The organism is Limnohabitans sp. T6-20, assembly GCF_003063505.1.
Classification (GTDB): Bacteria; Pseudomonadota; Gammaproteobacteria; order Burkholderiales; family Burkholderiaceae_C; genus Limnohabitans_A.
Map to the genome: position 1 here is coordinate 205,558 of NZ_NERW01000002.1, position 25,377 is coordinate 230,934.

The following is a 25,377-nucleotide window of genomic DNA, read 5'->3' on the forward strand; positions in this document are numbered from 1 at the left end:
AGATCGTGGACACATGTACACCAACAACCAACTCACCCAGACTGGCCGCAGCCGTCGCACTTATAGCCCCGAATTCAAGGCCCAACTGGTGGCCGCCTGCCGCATCCCCGGCATGTCGGTCGCCTCCGTGGCCCGAAACCACGGCATCAATCACAACATCCTGCACCGCTGGTTGCGTGAGCTGTCTGACTGTGGCCAGCCTCGTATGCATTCGGCCGTTGAATTGGCGCCACCTGGCTTCATCGAGTTACCCATGCCAGCGTCCTTGCCTGTTCCCTCACCATCCATCACACCCCTCATCACAGAAGGATGCGTTCACCTCGAACTACAACGTGGTGAACTGTCTCTCAAGCTGTCTTGGCCTGCATCCAGTGCCGCCGAATGCGCAGCGTGGCTTCGTGAGCTTTTGCGTTGATTCGCATCGACGCAGTCTGGATGTCCACCGAGCCGCTGGACATGCGTGCCGGTGCCGACACCGCCTTGGCCCGCGTGGTGCAAGTCTTTGGGTCAGCCCACCCGCATCACGCCTATTTGTTTGCCAATGCCCGCGCCAACCGGATGAAGGTGCTGGTGCATGACGGCGTTGGCGTGTGGCTGGCCGCCCGCAGGTTGAACACGGGCAAGTTTGTCTGGGGCGATGCCCGGCTGTCGCCCCGACTGCCGATGAACGCCGCCCAGCTGAGCGCTTTGGTGCTGGGCTTGCCTTGGCAGCGCATGGGCGATGCGGGCGTGATCACGGTGCTGTGAGTGTGGGTGATGCGCTAGCTGCAATTCAATTGGGGCATCTGCCAATAGGCTGACGGCGTTGCTTCGGTGATGATTACGGCCATGAGTGAAGTCGTTGATCTGCAAGCCATGGACGAAGGGCAAGTGCGCCAGATGTTGGCCAGCATGCTCACGCAGATCAGCGCCCGAGACGCCACCATCCGTTTCAAGCAAGCCCTGATCGACAAACTCACGCACGAGAACGCGGTTCTCAAACGCCTTAAGTTTGGCCTCAAGAGCGAGAAGATGAACGCCGAGCAGCGCAGCTTGCTCGACGAAACCCTGGACGCAGACTTGGCTGCTGTGTCCGACGAGATCGCACTGGCTGTGCCCGAATCAGCCGCGGCCAAAGACAAACAAACGCCCAAGCGCCAGCCCTTGCCCGCCGAGCTGCCCCGCCAGACCTTTGCCCACGAGCCCGAGTCCACCGTGTGCACGGCTCCCGGCTGTGGCGCCCAGATGAAGCGCATGGGTGAGGACGTGTCTGAGAAGCTGGACTACGTGCCAGGCGTCTTCAGCGTGCACCGCCATGTGCGTGGCAAATGGGCTTGTGCCTGCTGCCAAACCTTGGTGCAGGCGCCGGTGGAGCCTCACGTCATCGACAAAGGCATCCCCACACCGGGACTGCTCGCCCAGGTGCTGGTGAACAAGTTTGCCGACCACTTGCCGCTGTACCGCCAGGAAGCCATCTTTGGCCGCGCTGGTGTGGCGATCCCCAGATCAACGTTAGCCCAATGGGTGGGCAGCTGCGGGGTTGAGCTGCAACCGCTGGTGGACGCTTTGAAGCGAGACATTCTGAGCCGCAGCGTGATCCACGCCGACGAAACCCCGGTACAGATGCTCAAGCCGGGGCACGGCAAAACACACAGAGCGTATTTGTGGGCCTATGCGGCAGGAGCGCATGAAGACATCAAGGCTGTGGTGTACGACTTCTGCGAAAGCCGAGCGGGGGCAAACGCCAAAGCGTTCTTGGATGAATGGCGAGGCTCGCTGGTGGTCGATGACTTCAGTGGCTACAAACAACTCATGGGCGATTCGTCGGATCAGATCACCGAGGTCGGCTGTTGGGCGCACGCTCGGCGCAAGTTCCACGATTTGCAGTTGGCCAACCAAAGCCAGATTGCCGAACAAGCGGTCAGGCAAATGGCGCAGATCTATGCGGTCGAGCGCGAGGTCAAAGAACTCAGCGCCGAAGAACGCTTGGCGATACGGCAAGACAAAAGCCAGCCGCTGGTGCAGACCTTGTACGAGTGGCTGGTGCTCAATCGGCAAAAGGTACCCGAAGGCTCGGCCACGGCCAAAGCCATTGACTACAGCCTTCGGCGCTGGAGGGCTTTGACACGGTTCTTAGAAGACGGCCAAGTGCCAGTGGACAACAACTGGATCGAGAACCAAATCAGGCCAATTGCGATTGGCAGGAACAACTGGTTGTTTGCGGGCTCGCTGCGCGGCGGACAAAGAGCGGCGGCGGCCATGAGTCTGATTCAGTCGGCCAAACTGAATGGTCACGACCCGCATGAGTACTTGAAAGATGTGCTGACGAGGTTGCCGACGCACATGAACAGCCGGATTGAAGAGCTGCTGCCGCACCGCTGGAGTCCGGTTTAGTGTCTACGTGTCCACGATCTTTAGGTGGACACGTATCTGCTAAGCGAGCGTGTTTATCGGAAATCTAGATGGGATGGCCGGACGCTTACACATCTACAGGTACATTGAAGGCGTCATTTTCTGTGTCGTATTGATGGATGGTCATGATGTAGTCAGACCATAGGGTGCACCAAATTACATTAAAACTATCCACTTTATTCCTCGTTGCATTTGGGAGGGGTGACCTCAAATCAGGCTATTGGAATTTATAAGTATGACATCACAATAGACCGGTTGCAGGCAACGAGATCAGCCAGTAGATGAACCTCTTCCGCTGCAAACCCGACCCTTGCGTGATCAACGCACCCACAACATCGCCACAGTTTTGAGCCCTAGCACAGTGAGCGCCAGCGAGCCGAACAGGTGAACACAGGCGGTACCTGCCGCAAAAGCGTAGCGGCCTTGCTGAAGCATGGCGACCACTTCGGCCGAGAAGCTGGAGAAGGTGGTCAGTGCACCTAAAAAGCCGGTGACCAGTGCCAGTCGCCAAACCGGGTCCAACTCAGGCAGTTGCTGGAACACGCCCACGCACACGCCCACCAAATAACCGCCGATCAGGTTGGCGGCCAGCGTGCCCCAGGGCATGAGCCCAGCGCTGGCGCTGCCTGGGTTGAGCCACAAGCCCAGTTGCCAGCGTGACAAGGCCCCCACGCAAGCGCCAAGGCAAATCGCGATCACCGTGAGCATGGGTCGGGTCCTTTCGGTTGAGGATTAACGGGGATGGAAACCGCGGCTTTTAAAACGGCGGGTCTTCGTCGTCTGCCGCAGCTGCGCCTGCCGCGATGGTCGAGTTCACCACGGTGCGAGTCGGGTTGGGAATGGCTGTGTCCGCCGCAGCCGCGCCCAACTCCATCTCGCCGCCCAAGGCTTCGATCAGGCTGTCGATCAGCGGCCCCAGCAAGCCGGTGGACAGCGCCACATCGGCGTCAAACCGGTCTTCATTCTTGTCTGTGCCCGATTCGTCCATGACGCCGTCGAGGTATTGCACTTTTTTCAGTTGCAGCGTCTCGGTCAGCACAAAGGCCACACGGCCGTCCCAGCTGAGCGCCAGTTGGGTGGGCAGCTTGCCTTCCAGCACATGCTTGCGCACGTCGTCGTTGGCCAGGTGGTGGCGGGTAAAGCGCACGCTGGCCGCGTCTTCGCCTGTGGACTTGAGCACGGTTTCGCGCTCGACCGTCAAATCAGACGGCCATTCGTCGGGCGTAGGGGCCAAAAGCCACTGCGTCATGGCCGCTTGCGGCGAGGTCACGGTCTGGATCAGCGAGACCGACAAGCCACCCATCACGTTCATGAGCGCGGACATGACTTCGTCGGCCTTGCCTTGGCTGCCTGCATTCAGCACCAAGCGGCGGTTTTCCAAGTCCATCCACACCAGCACGGTGGATTGACGCGCAAACGCCTGGGGCAGCAGCGACAGCAGCACGTCGTCCATCAGGTCGCGTTTTTCTTTTTTGCCGGGCTTTCGGCCCGTGGCCGCTTCGATTTCGGCGATGCGCTCATCGGCCTTGCGTCGCACCACGTTGCCGGGCACCGCCTTGGACTCGATCATGAGTTTCATGATCCACTGCCCGGCCACCGACTCGACCAGCGGCCCATGGGCCTCGCCGCGTGGCGGCACCCAGCCGATCGACTTTTCTTGGCTGGCGCCACATTCCACAAATTGCACTGGCTCCAGCGCCGCCTGCACATCGGCCAGCGTGGGGGCAAAGCCCTCGCCGATGCGGTAAACCATCACATTTTTAAACACAAACAATCCTTACTGCCCAAATGAACAACCCGTCCTTTGGGGACGGGTTGAATCATAGGGGATGAATCGATGGCAACCGTCAGAGTTTCATCTGGGTGGGGAGCCAGGTCACGATGCCAGGTACAAAATAAATCAGCAACACCGCGCCGACCATCAGGAAGAACATGGGCATGGAGACGCGGGCGATGTAGGGCAGCTGTTTGCCCGTCATGCCTTGCAGCACAAACAGGTTAAAGCCCACCGGCGGCGTGATCTGCGCCATTTCGACGACAAACACAATGAAGATGCCAAACCAGATCGGGTCAATGCCTGCTTTTTGCACGGTGGGCATGAGCACGCCCATGGTCAGCACCACCATCGATATGCCGTCGAGGAAACACCCCAGCACGATGAAAAACACCATCAAGGCCATGATCAAGGCCAGTGGGCTGAGCCCCAAGCCACCGATCCACTCTGCCAAATGGCGCGGCAGGCCGATGTAGCCCATGGACAAGGTCAAAAACGCAGCGCCAGCCAAGATCAGCGCGATCATGCAGTAAAGACGGGTGGCACCCATCAAAGCGTCTTTGAACACGGCCCAGCTCATGGAACCCTGTAGGGTGGACAGCACCAAGGAGCCGACCACCCCCACAGCCGCCGCCTCGGTGGCGGTTGCAAACCCGGTGTAAATCGAACCCAAAACGGCAGCAATCAGCAAAATCACGGGGATCAAACTGCTCGACGCTTGCAGCTTCTGCATGAAGCTCATGGGGGCGTCACGCGGTGGAATCTGGTCTGGATGGCGCAATGACCAGACAACGATATAGCCTGAAAACAACCCGGCCAGCAACAAGCCTGGCAAAACCCCGGCAATGAAAAGCTGGGCAATCGACACATCGGCCGCCACGCCATACACGATCATGATGATGGACGGTGGAATCAACAGGCCCAGGGTGCCCGAACCGGACAGTGTGCCGATGACCATGTCGTCCGGGTAGCCGCGTTTTTGCAACTCAGGCAAGGTCATCTTGCCAATCGTGGCGCAGGTGGCTGCACTGGAGCCCGACACGGCGGCAAAGATCGCGCAGCCCACCACGTTGGTGTGCAGCAAACGACCAGGCAAGGCCTGCATCCAGGGTGCCAGCCCCTTGAACATGTCCTGGCTCAGGCGTGTGCGAAACAAAATTTCGCCCATCCAGATGAACAAGGGCAAGGCCGTCAGTGTCCAGCTCGAAGATGACCCCCAAACGGTCACGGCCATGGCATCACCCGCTGGCCGTGCTGAGAACATTTGCATGCCGATCCAAGCCACCCCTGAAAGCGTGAGGCCAATCCACACACCGCTGCCCAAAATCAAAAAGAGGGTCAGGACCAGCAATCCTGTGATCATCAAATCATTCATGGCAGGTCATTCGTTGCGCAGCATTTCGCCACTTTCGGGGGTTACACGCTGGCCGAGAATTTCCAGCACCAGTTCATCGATAAAAGCGAGTGCAAAAATGGCCGTGCCCAAGGCCATGGCCAATTGCGGAATCCACAAAGGCGTGGCGTCGTTACCGGTAGAGATGTCGTGAAATTCGATGGATTGCCACACCAGGCGGCAACTGTAAAAGGCGAACAACAGGGCCAGCAAGCTGGCCACACCCAGGCTCCACAATTCCAGCGCCCGACGCCCAGCGCCCCGCAAGGCACTCAGGAGCAGGGTCACACGAATGTGTTCACCCCGCTTGAGCGTATGGGCCAGCGCCAGAAAACTGGCACCTGCCATCAGATAGCCTGCATAGGCATCGGTGCCGTTGACGTGAAAGTGCAGTTGTCGGCTCACGATGGACAGCAACACCATGGCCAACATGCCCACCATGAACAGTGCTGCCAACGCGGCAGCACTGTCGTAAATGCCATTGAGTAGCTTGCGCATGGTGTCAACGTTTTTGGTAGGCATCAACAATGGTTTTGCCTTCAGATCCGGATTTTTCAAGCCATTCCTTGAGCATCACATCTCCTACCTTTTTCATGTCGGTTTTCAGTTGTGGTGAAGGCGGGGTGACGGTCATGCCATTGGCTTTGAGCGTTTCCAGTGTGGAGGTGTTCACCTTGCGAGACTCAGTCCACCCGCGGGTTTCGGCTTCAGCGGCGGCTTTGAGCAAGGCGTCCTGTGTGGGCTTGTCCAGCGCGTCAAAGGCTTTTTTGTTGGCGATCACCGCATTTTTGGGCAGCCAGGCTTGCACGTCGTAGTAGTACTTGAGGTGTTCATAGAGCTTGCTGTCTACACCGGTGGCACCCGAAGTCATCGTGGACTCGACCACGCCAGTGGCCAGGGCTTGTGAGAACTCAGCGGCTTGTACTGTGACAGGTTGCGCACCCACCAATTCAGCGATGCGGGAAGTGGATGGGCTGTAGGCACGCCATTTGATGCCCTTGAGATCGGCCGCGCTGTTGATGGGTTTTTTGCTGTAGATGCCTTGGGGTGGCCAAGCCACCGAGTACAGCAGCATCATGCCTTGCTCGGCCAGTTTTTTCTCCAGCACAGGTTTTTGTGCTTTGTAAAGCTTCATTGATTCATCAAAGCTGTCGGCCAAGAAAGGCAGACCGTCGGTGCCAAACGGCTGCCACTCATTTTGGAAGGCAGTCAGCAAAATTTCACCCGCCTGGGCTTGGCCGCCTTGAACCGCGCGTTTGATCTCTGGGGCCTTGAAAAGCGAGGCATTGGCGTGCACCGTGATCTTGAGTTTGCCCGCTGTGGCTTTGTCCACGTCGGCCGCGAACTGGGTCAGGTTGACCGAGTGGAAGTTGGTTGCGGGGTAGGCGGCAGGCAAGTCCCATTTGGTTTGGGCCGAGACGAAACCGGAGACGGTGAGCATGCCAGCCAACAGGCTGAGGTGGAGAAAGCGACGTTGCATGAGAACTCCTGAAAAGATATGGAACAGACGGTCAACTGAACTGAGCAAGAGCTGTACCCGCTTTGTGCGCGAATCTGGTGCATCTGGCTGCACCTTCACTGTAGGCAAGTTGACGAGGTCTTGGGATCGGTGATTTCCCTTAATGTCAACAAATTGTTGGCAAATTGTTGGTATCGAGGCTAGACTTTCGCATCGTTTTTGAAAATCGTTGCACACATGCCCCGCAAAAATTCACATGCAGCTTCAGCCGCCAGTCCGATCGTGTCTTCGGCCCATCTGGTCTCGCCCGACAGCGCCGAGATGAGCGAGTTCGAGTTTGGTCTGATCGTGGCGGGCAACGCGTTTCACCGCTGGATCATCCACTGCATGGCAGCAGCCGGACTGAAGGACCTGACGCCGCTGGATGTGCTGGTGCTGCACCATGTCACGCACCGGGCGCGTGACAAACGCTTGGCCGACATCTGTTTCATCATGAACATCGAAGACACCCATTTGGTGAATTACGCCCTGAAGAAGTTGCAAGGCCTGGGCGTGGTGGTGTCGCAAAAGCATGGCAAGGAAGTGACCTATGCGGCCACCGATGAAGGGCGCGCTTACGTGCAGCGCTACCGCGAAATCCGTGAGAGCTGCCTGATCGACGCGCTCAAGGCCGACGATGGCTTGAACCGTGACATCGGCGAGCTGGCCCGATTGCTGCGTGTGCTCTCGGGCATGTACGACCAAGCGGCGCGTGCGGCGGCCTCTTTGTGAAGCTGGTTTTTGAATTTGAATTTTGAGCAACATATGACCGAATCCCACATCTCACCCGCTGGCAAAAACCGTTGGCAATTCTGGATCGACCGGGGCGGCACTTTCACCGACGTGGTGGGCAAGCGGCCTGACGGCACTTTGGTCACCCACAAGCTGCTGAGCGAAAACCCCGAGCAATACCGCGATGCGGCGGTGGCGGGCATTCGCCATTTGCTGGGCTTGAAGCCCGATGAACCCGTCACACCGGAACAAGTCGAGTGCGTGAAGATGGGCACCACCGTGGCCACCAATGCGCTGCTGGAGCGCAAGGGCGAGGCCACCTTGTTGGTGACCACGCAGGGTTTTGGTGACGCGCTGCGCATCGCGTACCAAAACCGCCCGCGTTTGTTTGACCGCCAGATAGTGTTGCCCGAGCTGCTCTACAGCGCGGTGGTCGAGGCGCAAGAGCGTGTGACGGTGGATGGCGAGGTCTTGTTGCCGCTCGACGAGGTGCATTTGCGCACCCAATTGATGCACTGGCACACCCAAGGGGTGCGTTCGGTGGCGGTGGTCTTCATGCACGGCTGGCGCCACACAGCGCATGAATTGGCAGCCGCTCGGCTGGCGCTTGAAGTGGGTTTCACCCAAGTCAGCACTTCCCACCAAACCAGTCCCATGATGAAGCTGGTCAGCCGGGGTGACACCACGGTGGTCGATGCCTATTTGTCGCCCATCCTCCGCCGCTATGTGGACCAAGTGGCCAGCGAGATGCCGGGTGTCAAGCTGATGTTCATGCAGTCATCGGGCGGCTTGACAGACGCGCAGGTGTTTGCGGGCAAGGACGCGATTTTGAGTGGCCCGGCGGGCGGCATTGTGGGCATGGCCCGCACGGCCCAGTTGGCAGGGCATGACAAGGTGATTGGTTTTGACATGGGTGGCACCTCCACCGACGTGTCGCACTTTGCTGGGCAGTTTGAGCGCGAATTTGAAACCCAGGTGGCGGGTGTGCGCATGCGCGCGCCGATGATGAGCATCCACACCGTGGCGGCGGGTGGTGGCTCGCTCTTGGCCTATGACGGTGCGCGTTTTAGGGTGGGCCCGCAAAGCGCGGGGGCCAACCCCGGCCCGGCCAGTTACCGCCGGGGTGGCCCGCTGGCCGTGACCGATGCCAACGTGATGGTGGGCAAGGTGCAGCCGCGGTTTTTCCCCTCGGTGTTCGGGCCAGAAGCCAGCCAGCCACTGGACGCCGAGGTGGTGCGCGCGCACTTCGAAAAGCTCGCGACACAGACCGGACGTGCAGCCGAAGACGTGGCGCATGGCTTCATCCAGATCGCGGTGCAGCAGATGGCCAACGCGATCAAGAAAATTTCGGTGGCGCGGGGCTACGACGTGACGCGCTACACCTTGCAGTGCTTTGGTGGTGCGGGCGGGCAGCACGCCTGTCTGGTGGCGGATGCTTTGGGCATGTCGCAGGTGTTGGTGCACCCGCTGGCGGGCGTGCTGTCTGCTTATGGCATGGGCCTGGCCGACCAGAACGTGATGCGCGAAGAATCGATTGAGCGGCGCTTGGATGATGCCGCCATGCCCTTCATGGCCGAGCGCTTGCAGGCTTTGGGCGAATCCACCCGCTTGGTCTTGCTGGCGCAAATGGGCGGGGACGCAACCCATGTCGACCGCATCGAGCTGCGCCAGCGCGTGCATTTGCGCTACGAAGGCACCGACTCGGCGCTGGTCGTGCCTTGGGGTGATCAGGCGCAGTTGGTGGAGGGCTTTGAGGCGGCTTATCGCCAGCGTTTTGCCTTCTTGATGCAGGGCAAGGCCCTGGTGGTCGAAGCCGTGTCGGTCGAGGCCGTGCTGCCCGGCGATGCGCCCGAAGAGGCCGTCCACACTTTGCACCCCGAACGCGAGGTGCCGCGACGCGACACGGTGCGTGTGTACGCCGCCAACGCGCAAGGCGTGGCCCAGTGGCAAGACGCTGCGCTGGTGGTGCGCGAAGACATGCGCCCGGGCGATGTGATCGACGGCCCGGTCATCATTGCCGAGAAGAATGCCACCACGGTGGTCGAGCCCGGTTGGCAAGCGCGTCTGACGGCGCTGGACCACCTGCTACTGGTGCGTGTGCAGGCGCGGGCCGTGCAGCACGCGGCGGGCACGCAGGCCGATCCTGTGCTGCTGGAGGTGTTCAACAACCTGTTCATGAACATCGCCGAGCAAATGGGGCTGCAGCTGCAAAACACGGCCTATTCGGTCAACATCAAGGAGCGCTTGGACTTTTCGTGTGCGCTGTTCAGCGCCGAAGGTCACTTGATCGCCAACGCACCGCACATGCCCGTGCATCTGGGCTCCATGGGGGAGAGCATTCAAACTGTGATTCAAGAGAACAAGGGACGCATGCAGCCAGGCGATGTGTTTGTGTTGAACGACCCCTACCACGGCGGCACGCATTTGCCGGACATCACGGTCATCACCCCGGTGTACCTGGAAGGCCACGCAGACCCCGTTTTTTATGTCGGCTCACGCGGCCACCACGCCGATGTGGGCGGTTTGACGCCCGGCTCCATGCCCCCGTTTTCCACGCGCATCGAAGAAGAGGGCGTGCAGATCAACAACTTCAAATTGGTCGCTGCGGGCCGCTTGCGCGAAGCCGAGATGGTGGCGCTGCTGCAAAGCGGCGAATACCCCTCGCGCAACCCGGCGCAAAACATGGCCGACCTGAAGGCGCAGATCGCCGCCAACGAAAAAGGCGTTCAGGAGCTGCGCCGCATGGTGGCGCAGTTTGGCCTGGACGTGGTGCAGGCCTACATGCGTCATGTGCAGGACAACGCCGAAGAGTCGGTGCGCCGCGTCATCACGCGCCTGAAAGACGGCGCCTTCACCTTGCCGCTGGACAACGGTGCGCAGATTCAGGTGGCGGTGCGCGTGAATGCGGGTGAGCGCACGGCTGAGATCAACTTCACCGGCACCAGTGCCCAGCTGCCGAACAACTTCAACGCCCCTCGGGCGGTGTGCATGGCGGCGGTGCTGTACGTGTTCCGCAGCCTGGTGGATGACGACATCCCTTTGAACGCAGGTTGCTTGAAGCCGCTCAAAGTCATCATTCCCCAGGGCTCCATGCTCAACCCGAATCCGCCGGCTTCGGTGGTGGCGGGCAATGTGGAAACCTCGACCTGCATCACCAACGCGTTGTTCGGTGCTTTGGGTGTGATGGCGGGCAGCCAGCCGACCATGAACAACTTCACCTTCGGCAATGCACGGGTGCAGTACTACGAAACGATTTCGGGTGGCAGCGGGGCGGGTGGGCGCTATGACGCGCAAGGCGATTTGGTGGGCGGTTTTGACGGCACTTCGGTGGTGCAAACCCACATGACCAATTCACGCCTCACGGACCCCGAGGTGCTGGAGTTCCGCTTTCCGGTGCGCTTGGAAGGCTACGCGATCCGCCAGGGTTCGGGCGGCGCGGGGCGCTGGCATGGCGGCGATGGCGGTGTGCGCCGGGTGCGTTTTCTGGAGCCGATGACGGCAGGCATTTTGTCCAATGGGCGCATCCATCCGGCTTTTGGTATGGCGGGTGGTCACAGCGGCCAGCCCGGCATCAACCGTGTGGTGCGCACCGATGGCAGCGTGCAAGAGCTGGCGCACATTGGTCAGGTCGAGATGCAGGCGGGCGATGTGTTTGAGATTCATACGCCAGGCGGTGGCGGTTTTGGAGATCCTGCGCCGGGCGCGTCTCGCTGACGTCTGTGCATCGCGTGTGGCTTGCAGCAGGTCCTTCGGTTTGCCTTGAGACTGGCTTGGCGACTGTCCTTGCAAGGATGGCCGCCCGCTTGGGTTTTGGGCCAAGTGTCAGGGTTTTTGAGGGGGATGGGCCGCTGCTTGGGCATAACCCAAGCCTTGCACCCGAACCCCTTGCTCTGACAGGCTCGCGGCTTTTTTGGGGCCAATGCCTTTGACCCGCTGCAACACGTCTGGCCAATCACGGAAGGGGGCTTTTTGGCGTTCGGTCATGACTTCTCGCGTCATGGTCGGGCCCAAGCCTTTCAAGCCATCGAGTTCTATTTCAGTGGCCTTGTTCAAATCCACTTGTGCCCAAGCGACGCCTGCCAGCAAGGCGGTGGCGATGGCGGTTGCAATATTTTTGATCATCTGAGGCGCTCCCTGCGGTGTGTGGCTGCAGCACACCTGCAGCTCAGACCATTGTGGCCATCAGGGACAAACGCTGCAAGGGCGGGATCATTTGACAGCGCAGATTTTGAGTTGATCCTCAAAGTTCCTCAATGCGCCTGGGCGGGTAGCTGTCCCAAGCTTGGCAGCCAGGGCAATGCCAGAAATGTTCTTTGGCCTCAAATCCACAAGCGGCACAACGGTAGCGGGCCAAGGGCCTGATGGCTTGTTCCAGCGCTTTTTGAACCGGTGCAGGCAAAGGACGTGCTTCGCTGCTGTCATCGGTCAACCAGCGGGTGGCCGCCATCAAGGAAGCTTGTTTTTCCAAATGAACGAGGTAGCGCTGGTGCGATGCGGCCGCGCCCTCTGGCGTATGGGATTCCAGCGCCGTGATGGCTTCCAGCACATCGATGCAAGGCTGCTTGGCGTAATGTGTTTCGAGCAGTTGCATGGCGGGCTTGGACAAGGCGGCTGCTTGGGCGGCTTTGGCCAAGCTGGCGGCCGCCAGTGGCGCAGCCAGGTCCGAGCGTGCAAACAGCGCAGACAAGGTCTCAAACGCTTGCTCGGCTTGGCCTTGTGACAGCTGCAGCTGCCCAAGCAAGATGCGTGGCCGGGCGGCATCGGGTGTGGCTTCAAGCGCTGCCGTCAAGATCTTCAGAGCTTGGACAGCGTCGCCTTGTTGAACGGCTTCGCGGGCTTGTTCGCATTGGTAGTGAGCCATGCGGATCGCAAAGTTGGCTTCTCCCGAGTTTTCAAGCAGGCGTGCTACGCGTGCGGCTTCGGGCCACTCCTGTGAGCGCTCGTAAATCGCCAGTCGCGCCAAGCGTGCCTGGCCTTCGTAAGACGTGCCTTCCAGTTTGCGCAGCGCTTCTTCAGCACGGTCCAGCAGACCCGCTTTCAAGAAGTCGAGTGCCAGGCCATGCTGTGCACGTTGGCGGTCAGCGCCACTCAAATCCGCACGCGACAACAGGTGTTCGTGCACACGCACGGCACGGTCGTATTCGCCTCTGCGGCGAAACAGGTTGCCCAAGGCAAAGTGCAACTCGGATGTGTCGGGGTCGTTTTGGACCGCTTCAATGAAGGCGTCAATGGCTTTGTCTTGCTGTTCGTTGAGCAAGTAGTTCAGGCCCTTGAAATATGCGCGTGGGGCTTGCCGGTTGGCGATGCGCATCTGGCGCAGGTCCAGGCGAGAAGCGATCCAGCCCAATGCAAAAGCGGCGGGCAGACCCAACAAAATCCAGGTCAGATCAAGTTCCATGTGGGGCTTCAGGTGCAGGTGTGGCTTCGGTTTTGGGCGCTTGATTCTGGCGAGCGGCCTGACGATGACGCCACCAGCGAGGGACCATGCCCAGCACGCCGACCATCACACCCAGACTGAATGCTGAAAGCACCACCAACACGGTTGGGGCTTGCCAAAATGTGCCGAAAAAGAAATTGACGCGCGTTTCTTGCTGGTTATTCAGCGCAAAAGCGAACAGGGTGAAAAAGACAGCGGCTTTCAGTAGCCACTGAAGCAGCCGAAGCAGACGTTTCATGGAAGACCTCGGAATCTGGCTTCATTCTAACGGGGGGCGGCCCCGCAATGGGGTCATGACTCAAGACTCAGCGCGTGGCACAGTGGCGTTTTGAGTGAACAGGTCAACAGAGCCTGTTTTGGCCAGACCACGGGTCTGAGTGGGTGTGCCCGCATCGACGGCTTCGCGCAAGGCTTTGCCAGGTTTGAAATGGGGGACTCGTTTTTCCGGAATTTGAACGCTCTCACCCGAGCGCGGGTTGCGTCCCACACGCGGTGGGCGACGGTTGATCGAAAAGCTGCCAAAGCCGCGGATTTCGATGCGGTGACCTTTGACCAGCGCATCACTCATGGCGTCCAGCACCGTTTTGACGGCCAGTTCGGCGTCACGGTGGGTCAGCTGCGCAAAGCGGGCGGCGAGTTCTTCAACCAGATCGGAGCGGGTCATGTTGTCACTTCGTTATTCATGCCACTTGCAGGTGCTTGGCACCGGCCTGAAAAAAGCCTGCCCCCATGACGGGGGCAGGCTTTTCAGACAGCAAGCGTCTTCAGATCAAAGAGATCAGTTGTTGTCCAACTTGGCACGCAACAAAGCGCCCAGGCTGGTTGTGCCGGCGTTTTCACGCGAAGACTGCTGCGACAAGGAAGCCATGGCTTCTTGTTGGTCCACAGCGTCTTTGGCTTTGATCGACAACTGGATGTTGCGGGTCTTGCGATCCACGTTCACCACCACAGCAGTCACTTCGTCGCCGACTTTCAGCACGTGGCTGGCGTCTTCCACGCGGTCGCGTGAAATTTCGCTGACGCGCAAGTAGCCCACGATGTCTTCGCCCAGATCGATTTCAGCGCCCTTGGCATCCACGGTCTTGACCTTACCGGTGACGGTCTGGCCTTTGTCGTTGATGGATGTGAAGGTGGTGAAAGGATCGGAGTCGAGCTGTTTGATGCCCAAGCTGATGCGCTCGCGGTCCACGTCCACAGCCAAGACCAAAGCCTCGACTTCTTGACCCTTCTTGAATTCGCGCACGGCGTTTTCGCCGGACTCGTTCCAGGACAGGTCGGACAGGTGCACCAGGCCGTCGATACCGGCAGCCAGACCCACGAACACGCCGAAGTCGGTGATCGACTTGATCGGGCCCTTCACGCGGTCGCCTCGCTTGGTGTTTTGAGCAAATTCTTGCCATGGGTTGGCACGGCACTGCTTCATGCCCAAGCTGATGCGGCGCTTGTCTTCGTCGATCTCGAGGACCATGACTTCGACTTCATCACCCAAAGCAACGATCTTGGAAGGCGCAACGTTCTTGTTGGTCCAGTCCATTTCAGACACGTGCACCAGGCCTTCGATGCCGGGTTCCAGTTCCACAAACGCGCCGTAGTCGGCGATGTTGGTGATCTTGCCGAACATGCGGGTGCCCTGTGGGTAGCGGCGGTTCACGCCCATCCATGGGTCGTCGCCCATTTGCTTGAGGCCCAAGGACACGCGGTTTTTCTCGGTGTCGAACTTGAGGATCTTGGCGGTGATTTCCTGACCAGCAGTGACCACTTCGGAAGGATGACGGACACGGCGCCATGCCATGTCGGTGATGTGCAGCAAACCGTCGATGCCGCCCAAGTCCACGAATGCACCGTATTCGGTGATGTTCTTGACGACACCGTGAACGATGGAGCCTTCGCGCAGGGTTTCCATCAGTTTGGCGCGCTCTTCGCCCATCGAGGCTTCCACCACAGCACGGCGTGACAGCACGACGTTGTTGCGCTTGCGGTCGAGCTTGATGACCTTGAATTCCAGGGTCTTGTTCTCATAGGGTGACAGGTCTTTGGTGGGACGTGTGTCGACCAAAGAGCCGGGCAAGAAAGCGCGGATGCCATTGACCAACACGGTCAGGCCGCCTTTGACTTTACCGCTGGTCACGCCAGTGACGAATTCGCCGGATTCCAGGGCTTTTTCCAAAGACATCCAGGAAGCCAGACGCTTGGCTGTGTCGCGGGACAAGATGGTGTCGCCGTAGCCGTTTTCGATGGAGCCAATGGCCACGGAGACAAAGTCGCCGACCTGGACTTCGACTTCACCCTGGTCGTTCTTGAACTCTTCGAGGGGCACGTAGGACTCGGACTTGAGGCCAGCGTTGACCACAACGAAGTTGTGCTCGATGCGCACGACTTCAGCGGTGATGACTTCACCTGGGCGCATTTCCGTGCGCGTCAGGGATTCTTCGAATAGGGCGGCAAATGATTCAGACATTAAATTTCCTCATCCACAAACAGGACTGACGAACGCGGAATGCGTCGTTTCCAGGAGCTGACTGTGGCGGTTGCTTGTGCGGTGTGAACCGCGGTTGGTTTTAAAAATCCACGCTGCCGGTGTGCAAGCTGCACGAAGGGAGCGGCGTGGAAGCTTCATTCAGCCCGCACAGGGCGGGCTGGGTGGCCGTGTTCGGTGTTTTGACTTGCGTCGATCAACCGAAAACCTGCCGACTTTGCCACCAGACCATCACCTGTTCCACCGAGGCTTCGATGGTCAAGGACGAGTTGTCCAGTTGCAAGGCATCTTGTGCGGGCTTGAGGGGCGCAACGCTGCGGGACATGTCCCGTGCATCGCGCGCTTCCAAGTCAGCGCGAAGACTGTCGATATTAGCCGAAAAACCCTTAGAAATCAATTGCTTATGCCGTCTTTCAGCGCGTTGGGCGGCACTGGCGGTCAAAAACACCTTCAGGGGGGCGTTCGGGAAGATCACCGTGCCCATGTCGCGGCCATCGGCCAGCAGGCCGGGCAGGCGGCGAAAGCTGTGCTGCAGCTGCACCAAAGCTTCGCGCACAGCGGGTAGCACCGAGACTTTGGAGGCGTTCATGCCGCCTTGTTCGCTGCGGATGGCATCGGTCACGTCCATGCCGCCCAGCAGCACCTGCTCGCCTTCAAAGTGCACGGGCAGTTGGCGGGCCAGATCGGCAATCTTGCGTTCGTCGGCAGCTTCCAGCGTCAGGCCCGCTTGCAGGGCTGCATGGGCGGTCACGCGGTAAAGCGCGCCCGAATCGAGGTAGTGGTAGCCCAACTGGGTGGCGACCCGGCTGGCCAGCGTGCCTTTGCCCGAGGCCGTGGGGCCGTCAATGCAAATCACTGGGATGTGCGTGGCTTCGGTTGTGGCCACTGAAAACAGGGCCTCGAAGTAGTCCGGAAAGGTTTTGGCCACGCACTTGGGGTCTTCGATGCGCACCGGCACCTGATCGGCGTTGAAGGCGGCCAGCGAGAAGCACATGGCCACGCGGTGGTCGTCGTAGGTGTGGATGCTGGCGCGCTGCCATTTTCCGGTGGGCAAGGGGTGGATCGTGATCCAGTCCGGGCCTTCTTCGACGGTCGCGCCGAGCTTGCGGCTTTCGATGGCCATGGCCGCGATGCGGTCGGTTTCCTTCACGCGCCAGCTGGCGATGTTGCGCAGCGTGGTCGGGCCGTCGGCGTACAGCGCCATCACGGCCAGCGTCATGGCGGCGTCCGGGATGTGGTTGCAGTCCAGCGTGACGCCCTTGAGCGGCCAGGCGCCGCGCTGAATTTCGAGCCAGTTGGGGCCGCTGGTGATCTTTGCGCCCATTTGGGCGGCGGCGTCCATGAAACGGATGTCGCCCTGGATCGAGTCTGCGCCCACGCCATGGATGCGGATGCCGTCACCTTGCGCGATGGCGCCTAAAGCGATGAAATAGCTGGCCGACGAGGCATCGGCCTCAACGTGGATGCTGCCCGGTGATTGGTAGCGGCTGCCTGCGGGAATGACAAAGCGTTTCCAGCCGTGGCGTTCGACGGCAATGCCGTAGCGTGCGAGCAGGTTGAGTGTGATCTCGATGTAGGGCTTGCTGATGAGTTCGCCCACCACCTCGATGTTGATGGCACGGTCCTGCGCTGCCAGCGGCAGGGCCATCAGCAAGGCGGTCAGGAATTGGCTGGACACATCACCGCGCACGGGGATGGGCTTGTCGAGTCGGAGTGTGGGTTGGCGTACCCGCAGGGGCGGGTAGCCCTCGTTGCCCAGGTAGTCGATGGCGCAGCCGAGTTCGCGCAGCGCATCCACCAGATCGCCAATCGGGCGCTCGTGCATTCGGGGCACGCCCTTGAGCGTGAAGTCGCCACCCTGCACAGCCAGCGCCGCCGTGAGTGGGCGCATGGCGGTGCCCGCATTGCCCATGAAGAATTCAATCGCCTCCGCAGGCCAAGCGCGACCGCCCAGGCCGGTGATGGTCACCGTTGTGCCCGCCACATCCACGCCGCAGCCCAGCTGGCGCAGCGCCGCCAACATCACGCGGGTGTCGTCTGAGTCGAGCAAGTCATGGACCACGGTCGTGCCCTCGCACAGGGCCGAGAGCAGCAGCACGCGGTTGGAAATGCTTTTGGAGCCGGGCAGGGTGACGGTGCCGGAGGCACCTTGCAGCGCAGGAAGGTCGAGGAAAGCGGTGGAGAACATGGTTTAGTCTTCAGAAGCTTGGTTGCAAGCGTTACCCGCTTGCAGTGTCCAGGCCGAGCGCACATCGCTGGCTTGTTGAATCAGGTGTTGCAGCGCGGCGGTATCGCCCTGGCGCAAGGCATTTTCAAATTGGCCCAAGGCCTCACGGAAGTGCGCCACTTGCGTGAGCACCTCAGCGTGGTTGGCGCTCAGGATGTCGCGCCACACCGATGCATCGGAGGCTGCGATGCGCGAAAAATCTCGGAAGCCCGGGCCAGCCATCTCCAAAAATGCAGCGCCTTGTGATTGCGCTGTCAAAGCGTTCACCGCAGCAAAGGCCAGCATGTGAGGCAGGTGGCTGACGGCAGCAAAGGTGGCGTCGTGCGCCTCAGGGGTCATGGTGCTCACATGGCTGCCGATGGCGGTCCACACGTCATGCGCAGCTTGCATTCTGTGGATGCTGGTTTTGGGCAGGGGCGTCAGGATGGTGCGGCGCTCTGTGTAGAGCGCGGCCTCTGCATGCTCGATGCCAGCGACTTCCTTGCCCGCAATCGGGTGGGCAGGCACGAAGCAACTCAGGCGATCCCCCAGGGTGGCTTGCGCGGCTGCAATCACATCGCATTTGGTGGAGCCCACGTCCATCAGCAAGGCACTGGGCAGCAGCGCATCGCGCATGGCGGCAAAGCTGCTTTGCATGGCACCCACAGGCACGGCCAGCAAGACCAAATCTGCGGCTTGCACGGCCTCGGCCACGCTGGTGCAGGCTTGGTCAATGACTTTAAGTTCAAGCGCGCGTTGGCGGGTTCTTTCAGAAGCGCTGAAGCCGACGATGGTGTGCACTAAGTCAGCTTTGCGCAAGGCGAGCGCAAACGAGCCACCCATCAGGCCGCAGCCAATCAGGGCCAGGCGCTGGAACGTCATTCCGAAATGGGGTAAGACCCCAAGACCTTGTAGAAGGCGCACAGGCCTTGCAACTCTTGCAAGGCAGCGGCCACATGCGGTTCGCTGATGTGGCCTTGCAGGTCGATGTAGAAGTAATACTCCCACTGGCCCGATTTGGCGGGACGCGACTCAAAGCGGGTCATCGACACGCCGTTGTTTTTGAGCGGCACCAACAGGTCGTGCACGGCACCCGGGCGGTTGGGCACCGACACCACCAAGCTGGTGCAGTCCTTGCCCGAGGCGGGTGGGGTGGCCAAGGTTTGGGGCAGGGCGATCACGGCAAAGCGGGTGCGGTTGAAAGCCTCGTCCTGGATGGCATGGTGCACGATGTGCAAGCCAAACTGGCTGGCTGCGCGTTCGCTGGCCAAGGCGGCCCAGGCGGGGTTGGTGGCGGCCAAGCGGGCACCTTCGGCATTGCTTGACACAGCGCGGCGCTCCACATGCGGCAGGTGCTTGGACAGCCAGCCTTGGCACTGGGCCAGCGCTTGGGGGTGGGCCATCACGACCTCGATGCCGGCGTCCGAGTTGAGCTGGCGCAGCAAGTTGAAGCGCACTTGCAAGCTGACTTCACCCACCACATGCACGGGCGAGCGCAAGAACAGATCGAGCGAGCGTGCCACCACGCCTTCGGTGGAGTTTTCCATGCCGACCACGCCATATTGGGCGGTGCCCGCAGCGGTGGCGTGGAAGACTTCGTCGAAGTTGGCGCAGTAAATCAGGTTGGCGGCGCTGCCAAAAAATTCAATCGCGGCTTGCTCGCAAAACGTGCCTTGGGGGCCAAGCACCGCCACGCGTTGTGGCGCTTCGAGGGCCAAGCAAGCCGACATGATTTCTCGCCAAATCGAGGCAACGTGCTCGTTTTTGAGCGGGCCGGGGTTGGCTTGGGTGATTTTGTCGATGACTTGCGCCACGCGGTCGGGGCGAAAGAAGGGCGAGCCTTCGGCGCGTTTGATCTCGCCCACTTGCTCGGCCACATGGGCGCGCTGGTTCAGCAGGCTCAGCAGCTGTTTGTCCAACGCGTCAATTTGCACGCGCAAGGCACCCAGGGCATCCGACTGAATGGGTTGTTGGCTCATGTCTCGTGTTCTTTCTGGCGGCCTGTTTCGGGTGAAAACTTCAGGCCTGTGTTTTTTCAAATTCGCGCATGTAGGCCACCAGTGCCTGCACGCCTTCAATAGGCATGGCGTTGTAAATGCTGGCGCGCATGCCGCCGACCGATTTGTGCCCTTTGAGCTGCAGCAAGTTGGCGGCTTTGGCTCCAGCAAGAAATGCCTCGTTGCGTGATTCGTCACGCAGGAAAAACGGCACGTTCATGCGCGAGCGGCAATCCTTGGCCACCTTGTTCACGTACAAGCTGGAGTTGTCCAGAAAGTCATACAGCAGCTGCGCTTTGGCGATGTTGCGTTGTTCCATCGCTGCCATGCCGCCGTTCTTCTTGAGCCACTGAAACACCAGCCCGGCGATGTAGATGCTGTAAGTGGGCGGCGTGTTGTACATCGACTGGTTGTCGGCCACCAGCTTGTAGTCAAAGGCGCTGGGGCAGTGGGGCATGGCATGGCCGATCAGGTCTTCGCGCACGATGACCAAAGTCAGGCCGGCTGGCCCCAGGTTTTTTTGCGCGCCGCCAAAGGCCAGACCCACGCGCGACCAATTCACTGAGCGTGATGCGACATGGGATGAAAAATCCACCACCAGGGGGGCATCGCAACCCAAGGTTTTCAGGTCGGGCAGCTCATGAAACTCCACGCCGTGGATGGTTTCGTTGCCACAGATGTGCACGTAGCGGCTGTCTGCACCAATTTGCCAAGTGGCAGGCGAGGGCAAGGTGGTGAAGCCATCGGCCTGCGCCGTGGCGGCCACACGCGCTGCGCCGTATTTACCGCCTTCTTTGTGCGACTTTTGGCTCCAGCTGCCCGTCAGCACAAAGTCCATGGCCCCGCCTTGCGACAGGTTCAAAGGCACGATGGCGTTTTCTGCCAGGCCTCCGCCTTGCATGAACAGGATCTTGAAGTGGGCAGGCACCGCCAGCAGTTCGCGCAGGTCGGCTTCGGCCTGCTCATAAATGCTGATGAATTCTTTGCCGCGATGGCTCATTTCCATCACGCTCATACCCGAACCGTGCCAGTCCAGCATCTCGGTTGCAGCTTGTTGCAACACGGCTTCGGGCATCACGGCAGGGCCTGCCGAGAAGTTGAAAGCGCGCCCCATCACTTATTCCGCCGCAGGTGCATTTTCGTCAGGCGTGCCATCGGTGTCGCTTTCCGAGGCTTCGCCTTCAGACGCATTTGCGTCATTTTCGACAATGCGTTGCAAGCCGGACAGCTTGGCACCTTCGTCCAGACCGATCAAGGTCACGCCCTGCGTGGCACGGCCCAACTCGCGGATTTCGGAGACGCGGGTGCGCACCAAAACGCCGGTGTCGGTGATCAGCATGATTTCATCGTCGGCATGCACCAAAGTGGCAGCCACCACTTTGCCATTGCGCTCGGATTGCTGGATGGCGATCATGCCTTTGGTGCCCCGGCCATGGCGGGTGTATTCGGCAATCGAGGTGCGTTTGCCATAGCCATTTTCAGTGGCTGTCAGCACGCTTTGCGTTTCGTCGCCCGCCACCAGCATGGCGATCACGCTCTGGCTTTCTTCGATCATCATGCCGCGTACACCGCGGGCACTGCGGCCCAAGGGGCGCACGTCGTTTTCGTCAAAGCGCACTGCTTTGCCGCCATCGCTGAACAGCATCACATCGTGCTTGCCGTCGGTCAAAGCCGCGCCAATCAAGTAGTCGCCTTCGTCCAGGTTCACGGCAATGATGCCGCCCTTGCGCGGGTTGCTGAATTCATCCAGCGAAGTCTTCTTGACCGTGCCCATGGATGTGCCCATGAAAACGTAGTGGTCGGCAGGGAAAGTGCGCATCTCACCAGTCAGGGCCAGCACGACGTTGATTTTTTCGCCTTCTTGCAGAGGGAACATGTTCACGATCGGACGTCCGCGTGAGCCACGTGAACCCGCAGGCACCTCCCACACCTTGAGCCAGTACAGGCGGCCGCGGTTCGAGAAGCACAGCAGGTAATCGTGTGTGTTGGCAATGAAGAGCTGGTCGATCCAATCGTCTTCTTTGGTGACGGCGGCTTGTTTGCCCCGGCCACCGCGCTTTTGCGAACGGTATTCGGACAGGGGTTGACTCTTGATGTAACCGCTGTGCGACAAGGTGACGACCATGTCGGTCGGTGTGATCAGGTCTTCTGTGGCCAGATCTTGTGCGTTGTGCTCGATCTCGCTGCGACGGGCACCGATCTTGGTTTGCCCAAATTCCTGGCGCACAGTGCCCAGCTCATCGCCAATGATGGTGGAAACGCGTTCGGGCTTGGCCAGGATGTCCAGCAGGTCTTCGATTTCGGACATGACCTCTTTGTATTCAGCCACGATCTTGTCTTGTTCCAGACCCGTCAGACGTTGCAAACGCATCTGCAAAATTTCTTGCGCTTGCGTGTCGGACAAGCGGTACAGGCCGTCCTGGCCCAAACCATATTCACGCTCCAGGCCTTCTGGGCGGTAGTCGTCAGCGTTGATCACCGAGCCGTCATCACGGGCCCGCGTCAGCATGGTGCGCACCATCTGGCTGTCCCAGGCGCGGGTCATCAGCTCAGCCTTGGCCACAGGTGGTGTGGGCGCGCCACGGATGATGGCAATGAAATCGTCGATGTTGGCCAGAGCCACGGCCAGGCCTTCCAGCACATGGCCACGGTCGCGTGCCTTGCGCAACTCGAACACGGTGCGGCGTGTCACCACTTCGCGGCGGTGTTGCAAGAAGACCTGGATCAGGTCTTTCAGGTTGCACAACTTGGGTTGCCCGTCGATCAGGGCCACCATGTTCATGCCGAAAGTGTCTTGCAGCTGGGTCTGTTTGTACAGGTTGTTCAGCACCACTTCGGGCACAGCGCCGCGCTTGAGCTCCATCACCAGGCGCATGCCCGACTTGTCGGACTCGTCCTGGATGTGGCTGATGTCTTCGATTTTCTTTTCGTGCACCAATTCGGCCATGCGTTCCTGCAAGGTCTTTTTGTTGACCTGATAGGGCAGTTCATCGACCACGATGCACTGGCGTTGGCCTTTGTCGATGTCTTCAAAGTGGCACTTGGCCCGCATGATCACGCGGCCACGGCCGGTGCGGTAACCGTCCTTGACACCGCTCATACCGTAAATGATGGCCCCTGTCGGGAAATCGGGTGCCGGCACAATTTCCATCAGTTCGTCGATGGATGCTTCGGGGTTGCGCAGCAAATGCAGGCAAGCATCCACCACTTCATTCAGGTTGTGTGGAGGGATGTTGGTGGCCATGCCCACGGCAATACCGCCCGAGCCGTTGATCAGCAGGTTGGGCAGGCGCGAAGGCAGCACCAACGGTTCTTTTTCCGAACCGTCGTAGTTGGGGCCGAAATCGACGGTTTCCTTGTCGATGTCACCGAGCATTTCGTGGGCGATCTTGGCCAGCCGGATTTCGGTGTACCGCATGGCCGCGGCGTTGTCGCCGTCCACCGAGCCGAAGTTACCTTGACCATCCACCAACATGTGGCGCATTGAAAAGTCTTGTGCCATTCGGACGATGGTGTCGTACACCGACTGGTCGCCGTGTGGGTGGTACTTACCAATCACATCACCCACGATACGGGCTGACTTTTTGTAAGGACGGTTCCAGTCGTTGTTCAGCTCGTGCATGGCGAACAGTGCGCGGCGGTGAACCGGCTTCAAGCCGTCGCGGGCATCAGGCAGTGCGCGACCCACGATCACGCTCATGGCGTAATCGAGGTAGCTGCGCCGCATTTCCTCTTCCAGACTGATGGGCAGTGTTTCTTTGGCGAACTGGGTCATAAAAGATAGAGGGGTATTGGACGCAATGTGAAACCCTGATTTTAGGTGCAAGCGGATGTCGCGGATATGCAACATTTGTCATTCATTCCAAGTGAGGCCTAGTTTGTCAGCACATGATTTATGAATTCCCTCTTCCGTCTATGGCACAATATTTGTCAACGGTTCAGGTGACGGTCATCTGGAGCGTATTTTTTTCGCAGCGAGTCTGCGGCTTTATCCCTTAAGAGGAAGACCATGAAGAAATTCAACAAAGTGGCGATGTTGTTTGCCTCCGCAGCTCTCGTAACAGCCGCAGGCGCTCAATCTGTTGACAACTGGCGCAACGGTTCCGGCGATCTCGTTTGGAAAAACGGCACCCAAGAACTGTGCTGGCGCGATGCCAACTGGACACCTGCTACTGCAGCTGCCGGTTGCGATGGCGCTATCGTCGCTCCTAAAGCAGCTCCTGCACCAGCACCAGCTCCACAGGCTGCTCCGGCACCAGTGGCACCTAAGGCTGCTGCTCCAGCCCCTGCACCAGCTGCTGCAACCAAAGTCACTTATGCCGCTGACGCATTCTTCGACTTCGACAAAGCTGTGTTGAAAGCTGAAGGCAAAGCCAAGCTGGACGACCTGGTTGGCAAAGTCAAAGGCATCAACTTGGAAGTCATCATCGCTGTGGGTCACACCGACTCCGTGGGTTCGGATGCTTACAACCAGAAGCTGTCTGTCAAGCGTTCTGACGCTGTGAAGGCTTACTTGGTGTCCAAAGGCATCGAGAAAAACCGCGTTTACACCGAAGGCAAAGGCGAGAAGCAGCCAGTTGCTGACAACAAGACTTCTGCTGGCCGTTCCAAGAACCGCCGCGTGGAAATCGAAGTTGTGGGCACACGCGCCAACTGATCGTTCCTGATCACAAGAAAAAGCCCCAGCGATGGGGCTTTTTTTCGCCTGTGCTTTTTGGCCTGGCAGTCTCTTGACCGACAATCCAAGTCATGAACGCATCCACCACACCCGATTCCAACGTCGATCCGGCCGAATTGGCCAAATTTTCTGATCTGGCCCACCGTTGGTGGGATCCGGAAAGCGAATTTCGCCCTTTGCACCTGATCAACCCTTTGCGCTTGGAATGGATCAATGGGCTGGCGCCCTTGGCGGGATTGAACGTCGTGGATGTCGGTTGCGGCGGGGGCATTCTTGCCGATGCCATGGCCCGTAAAGGTGCGCAGGTTCTCGGTGTCGATCTGGCCACAAAATCCCTCAAGGTTGCCCAGCTGCACGCGTTGGAAGCGGGCACGATGGGTGTTCAATACCGCGAAGTCAGTGCCGAGACCTTGGCTGCAGAACAAGCTGCGCAGTTTGATGTGGTGACTTGCATGGAAATGCTGGAGCACGTTCCTGATCCGGCGTCCGTGGTGAGGGCGTGTGCCCAAATGGTCAAACCCGGTGGTTGGGTTTTCTTTTCCACGCTCAACCGCAACCCCAAGTCATTCCTGTTTGCCATTGTGGGTGCCGAATACATCCTGAACTTGCTGCCCAAGGGCACCCACGAATTTGCCCGTCTGATCAAGCCCAGTGAGCTGGTCACTTGGGCCAGAGAGGCGGGGCTTCAGCCCCAAGGCTTCAAGGGCATGGAATACAACCCGTTTACCAAACGCTATTGGCTTAGCCAGGACACCAGTGTGAACTACTTGCTGGCTTGCCAAAAAGGATAAGTAC

General features: G+C 59.6%; 22 protein-coding genes. 7 read left to right on the forward strand and 15 right to left on the reverse strand.

Going from position 1 to position 25,377, the window contains the following annotated elements:
- Positions 1 to 13: 13 nt before the first annotated feature.
- From B9Z33_RS07210 to B9Z33_RS07220, 3 genes are all read left to right on the forward strand, one after another.
- Positions 14 to 415, forward strand: a complete 402-nt coding sequence (locus B9Z33_RS07210; RefSeq protein WP_108286235.1) for a transposase — start codon at positions 14 to 16, stop codon at positions 413 to 415.
- Positions 412 to 747 carry an IS66 family insertion sequence element accessory protein TnpB gene (gene tnpB, locus B9Z33_RS07215; RefSeq protein ID WP_146183834.1) on the forward strand — a complete coding sequence of 112 codons (336 nt, stop codon included), beginning with the start codon at positions 412 to 414 and terminating at the stop codon, positions 745 to 747. The genes B9Z33_RS07210 and tnpB overlap by 4 nt, the downstream gene beginning before the upstream one ends.
- Positions 748 to 828: 81 nt before the next feature.
- Complete coding sequence (locus tag B9Z33_RS07220) at positions 829 to 2,373, forward strand: IS66 family transposase (RefSeq protein ID WP_108287021.1); 1,545 nt, start codon at positions 829 to 831, stop codon at positions 2,371 to 2,373.
- A 336-nt stretch (positions 2,374 to 2,709) separates the two neighbouring features.
- Here B9Z33_RS07220 and crcB read toward each other — a convergent pair whose 3' ends face one another.
- The 5 genes from crcB to B9Z33_RS07245 all read right to left on the reverse strand — a co-directional run bounded on the left by crcB (position 2,710) and on the right by B9Z33_RS07245 (position 7,038).
- Positions 2,710 to 3,099: a fluoride efflux transporter CrcB gene (crcB, locus tag B9Z33_RS07225; RefSeq protein ID WP_108286360.1), complete on the reverse strand. Its 390-nt coding sequence runs from the start codon at positions 3,097 to 3,099 to the stop codon at positions 2,710 to 2,712.
- Between the two features lie 49 nt (positions 3,100 to 3,148).
- Positions 3,149 to 4,159 (reverse strand): recombination-associated protein RdgC, encoded by a 1,011-nt coding sequence (locus B9Z33_RS07230; protein WP_255418204.1) that lies wholly within the window; start codon positions 4,157 to 4,159, stop codon positions 3,149 to 3,151.
- Positions 4,160 to 4,238: 79 nt separating this feature from the next.
- Positions 4,239 to 5,540: a TRAP transporter large permease gene (locus B9Z33_RS07235; RefSeq protein WP_108286361.1), complete on the reverse strand. Its 1,302-nt coding sequence runs from the start codon at positions 5,538 to 5,540 to the stop codon at positions 4,239 to 4,241.
- Positions 5,541 to 5,546: 6 nt separating this feature from the next.
- The gene (locus B9Z33_RS07240) at positions 5,547 to 6,056 is read right to left on the reverse strand and encodes a TRAP transporter small permease (protein ID WP_108287041.1); all 510 of its coding nucleotides are present in this window, start codon (positions 6,054 to 6,056) and stop codon (positions 5,547 to 5,549) included.
- A 4-nt stretch (positions 6,057 to 6,060) separates the two neighbouring features.
- Positions 6,061 to 7,038: a TRAP transporter substrate-binding protein gene (locus B9Z33_RS07245; RefSeq protein WP_108286362.1), complete on the reverse strand. Its 978-nt coding sequence runs from the start codon at positions 7,036 to 7,038 to the stop codon at positions 6,061 to 6,063.
- Positions 7,039 to 7,254: 216 nt separating this feature from the next.
- Between B9Z33_RS07245 and B9Z33_RS07250 the strand changes: the two genes are divergently transcribed.
- Entirely contained in the window at positions 7,255 to 7,788 is a 534-nt protein-coding gene (locus B9Z33_RS07250; protein ID WP_108286363.1) for a winged helix DNA-binding protein, read from the forward strand.
- A 33-nt stretch (positions 7,789 to 7,821) separates the two neighbouring features.
- The gene (locus B9Z33_RS07255) at positions 7,822 to 11,502 is read left to right on the forward strand and encodes a hydantoinase B/oxoprolinase family protein (RefSeq protein ID WP_108286364.1); all 3,681 of its coding nucleotides are present in this window, start codon (positions 7,822 to 7,824) and stop codon (positions 11,500 to 11,502) included.
- Positions 11,503 to 11,610: 108 nt separating this feature from the next.
- On the opposite strand, the gene B9Z33_RS07260 is transcribed toward B9Z33_RS07255, so the two are convergent.
- From B9Z33_RS07260 to gyrA, 10 genes are all read right to left on the reverse strand, one after another.
- Positions 11,611 to 11,910, reverse strand: a complete 300-nt coding sequence (locus tag B9Z33_RS07260) for a helix-hairpin-helix domain-containing protein (protein ID WP_108286365.1) — start codon at positions 11,908 to 11,910, stop codon at positions 11,611 to 11,613.
- 118 nt (positions 11,911 to 12,028) lie between these two features.
- Positions 12,029 to 13,186 carry a lipopolysaccharide assembly protein LapB gene (lapB, locus tag B9Z33_RS07265; RefSeq protein WP_108286366.1) on the reverse strand — a complete coding sequence of 386 codons (1,158 nt, stop codon included), beginning with the start codon at positions 13,184 to 13,186 and terminating at the stop codon, positions 12,029 to 12,031.
- Positions 13,176 to 13,463 (reverse strand): lipopolysaccharide assembly LapA domain-containing protein, encoded by a 288-nt coding sequence (locus tag B9Z33_RS07270; RefSeq protein WP_108286367.1) that lies wholly within the window; start codon positions 13,461 to 13,463, stop codon positions 13,176 to 13,178. The genes lapB and B9Z33_RS07270 overlap by 11 nt, the downstream gene beginning before the upstream one ends.
- A gap of 60 nt (positions 13,464 to 13,523) precedes the next feature.
- Positions 13,524 to 13,889 (reverse strand): integration host factor subunit beta, encoded by a 366-nt coding sequence (locus tag B9Z33_RS07275; RefSeq protein WP_233252762.1) that lies wholly within the window; start codon positions 13,887 to 13,889, stop codon positions 13,524 to 13,526.
- A gap of 114 nt (positions 13,890 to 14,003) precedes the next feature.
- On the reverse strand, positions 14,004 to 15,683 hold the full coding sequence (gene rpsA / locus B9Z33_RS07280) for a 30S ribosomal protein S1 (RefSeq protein ID WP_108286368.1): 1,680 nt from the start codon (positions 15,681 to 15,683) through the stop codon (positions 14,004 to 14,006).
- A 214-nt stretch (positions 15,684 to 15,897) separates the two neighbouring features.
- On the reverse strand, positions 15,898 to 17,889 hold the full coding sequence (locus tag B9Z33_RS07285) for a bifunctional 3-phosphoshikimate 1-carboxyvinyltransferase/cytidylate kinase (protein WP_108286369.1): 1,992 nt from the start codon (positions 17,887 to 17,889) through the stop codon (positions 15,898 to 15,900).
- Positions 17,890 to 17,892: 3 nt separating this feature from the next.
- A complete protein-coding gene (locus tag B9Z33_RS07290; protein ID WP_108286370.1) occupies positions 17,893 to 18,789 on the reverse strand; it encodes a prephenate dehydrogenase/arogenate dehydrogenase family protein in 897 nt (298 codons plus the stop codon).
- Positions 18,786 to 19,886: a prephenate dehydratase gene (pheA, locus tag B9Z33_RS07295; RefSeq protein ID WP_108286371.1), complete on the reverse strand. Its 1,101-nt coding sequence runs from the start codon at positions 19,884 to 19,886 to the stop codon at positions 18,786 to 18,788. Before pheA ends, B9Z33_RS07290 begins: the two co-directional genes overlap by 4 nt.
- A 40-nt stretch (positions 19,887 to 19,926) precedes the next feature.
- Positions 19,927 to 21,018, reverse strand: coding sequence for a 3-phosphoserine/phosphohydroxythreonine transaminase (serC, locus tag B9Z33_RS07300; protein ID WP_108286372.1), 1,092 nt, complete (start codon positions 21,016 to 21,018; stop codon positions 19,927 to 19,929).
- Positions 21,019 to 21,021: 3 nt separating this feature from the next.
- Positions 21,022 to 23,679 (reverse strand): DNA gyrase subunit A, encoded by a 2,658-nt coding sequence (gene gyrA / locus B9Z33_RS07305; protein WP_108286373.1) that lies wholly within the window; start codon positions 23,677 to 23,679, stop codon positions 21,022 to 21,024.
- 234 nt (positions 23,680 to 23,913) lie between these two features.
- On the opposite strand from gyrA, the gene ompA reads away from it, so the two are divergent.
- Both ompA and ubiG read left to right on the forward strand, forming a co-directional pair.
- Positions 23,914 to 24,561 carry an outer membrane protein OmpA gene (gene ompA, locus B9Z33_RS07310; protein ID WP_108286374.1) on the forward strand — a complete coding sequence of 216 codons (648 nt, stop codon included), beginning with the start codon at positions 23,914 to 23,916 and terminating at the stop codon, positions 24,559 to 24,561.
- 92 nt (positions 24,562 to 24,653) lie between these two features.
- Complete coding sequence (gene ubiG / locus B9Z33_RS07315) at positions 24,654 to 25,373, forward strand: bifunctional 2-polyprenyl-6-hydroxyphenol methylase/3-demethylubiquinol 3-O-methyltransferase UbiG (RefSeq protein WP_108286375.1); 720 nt, start codon at positions 24,654 to 24,656, stop codon at positions 25,371 to 25,373.
- Positions 25,374 to 25,377 lie beyond the last annotated feature (4 nt).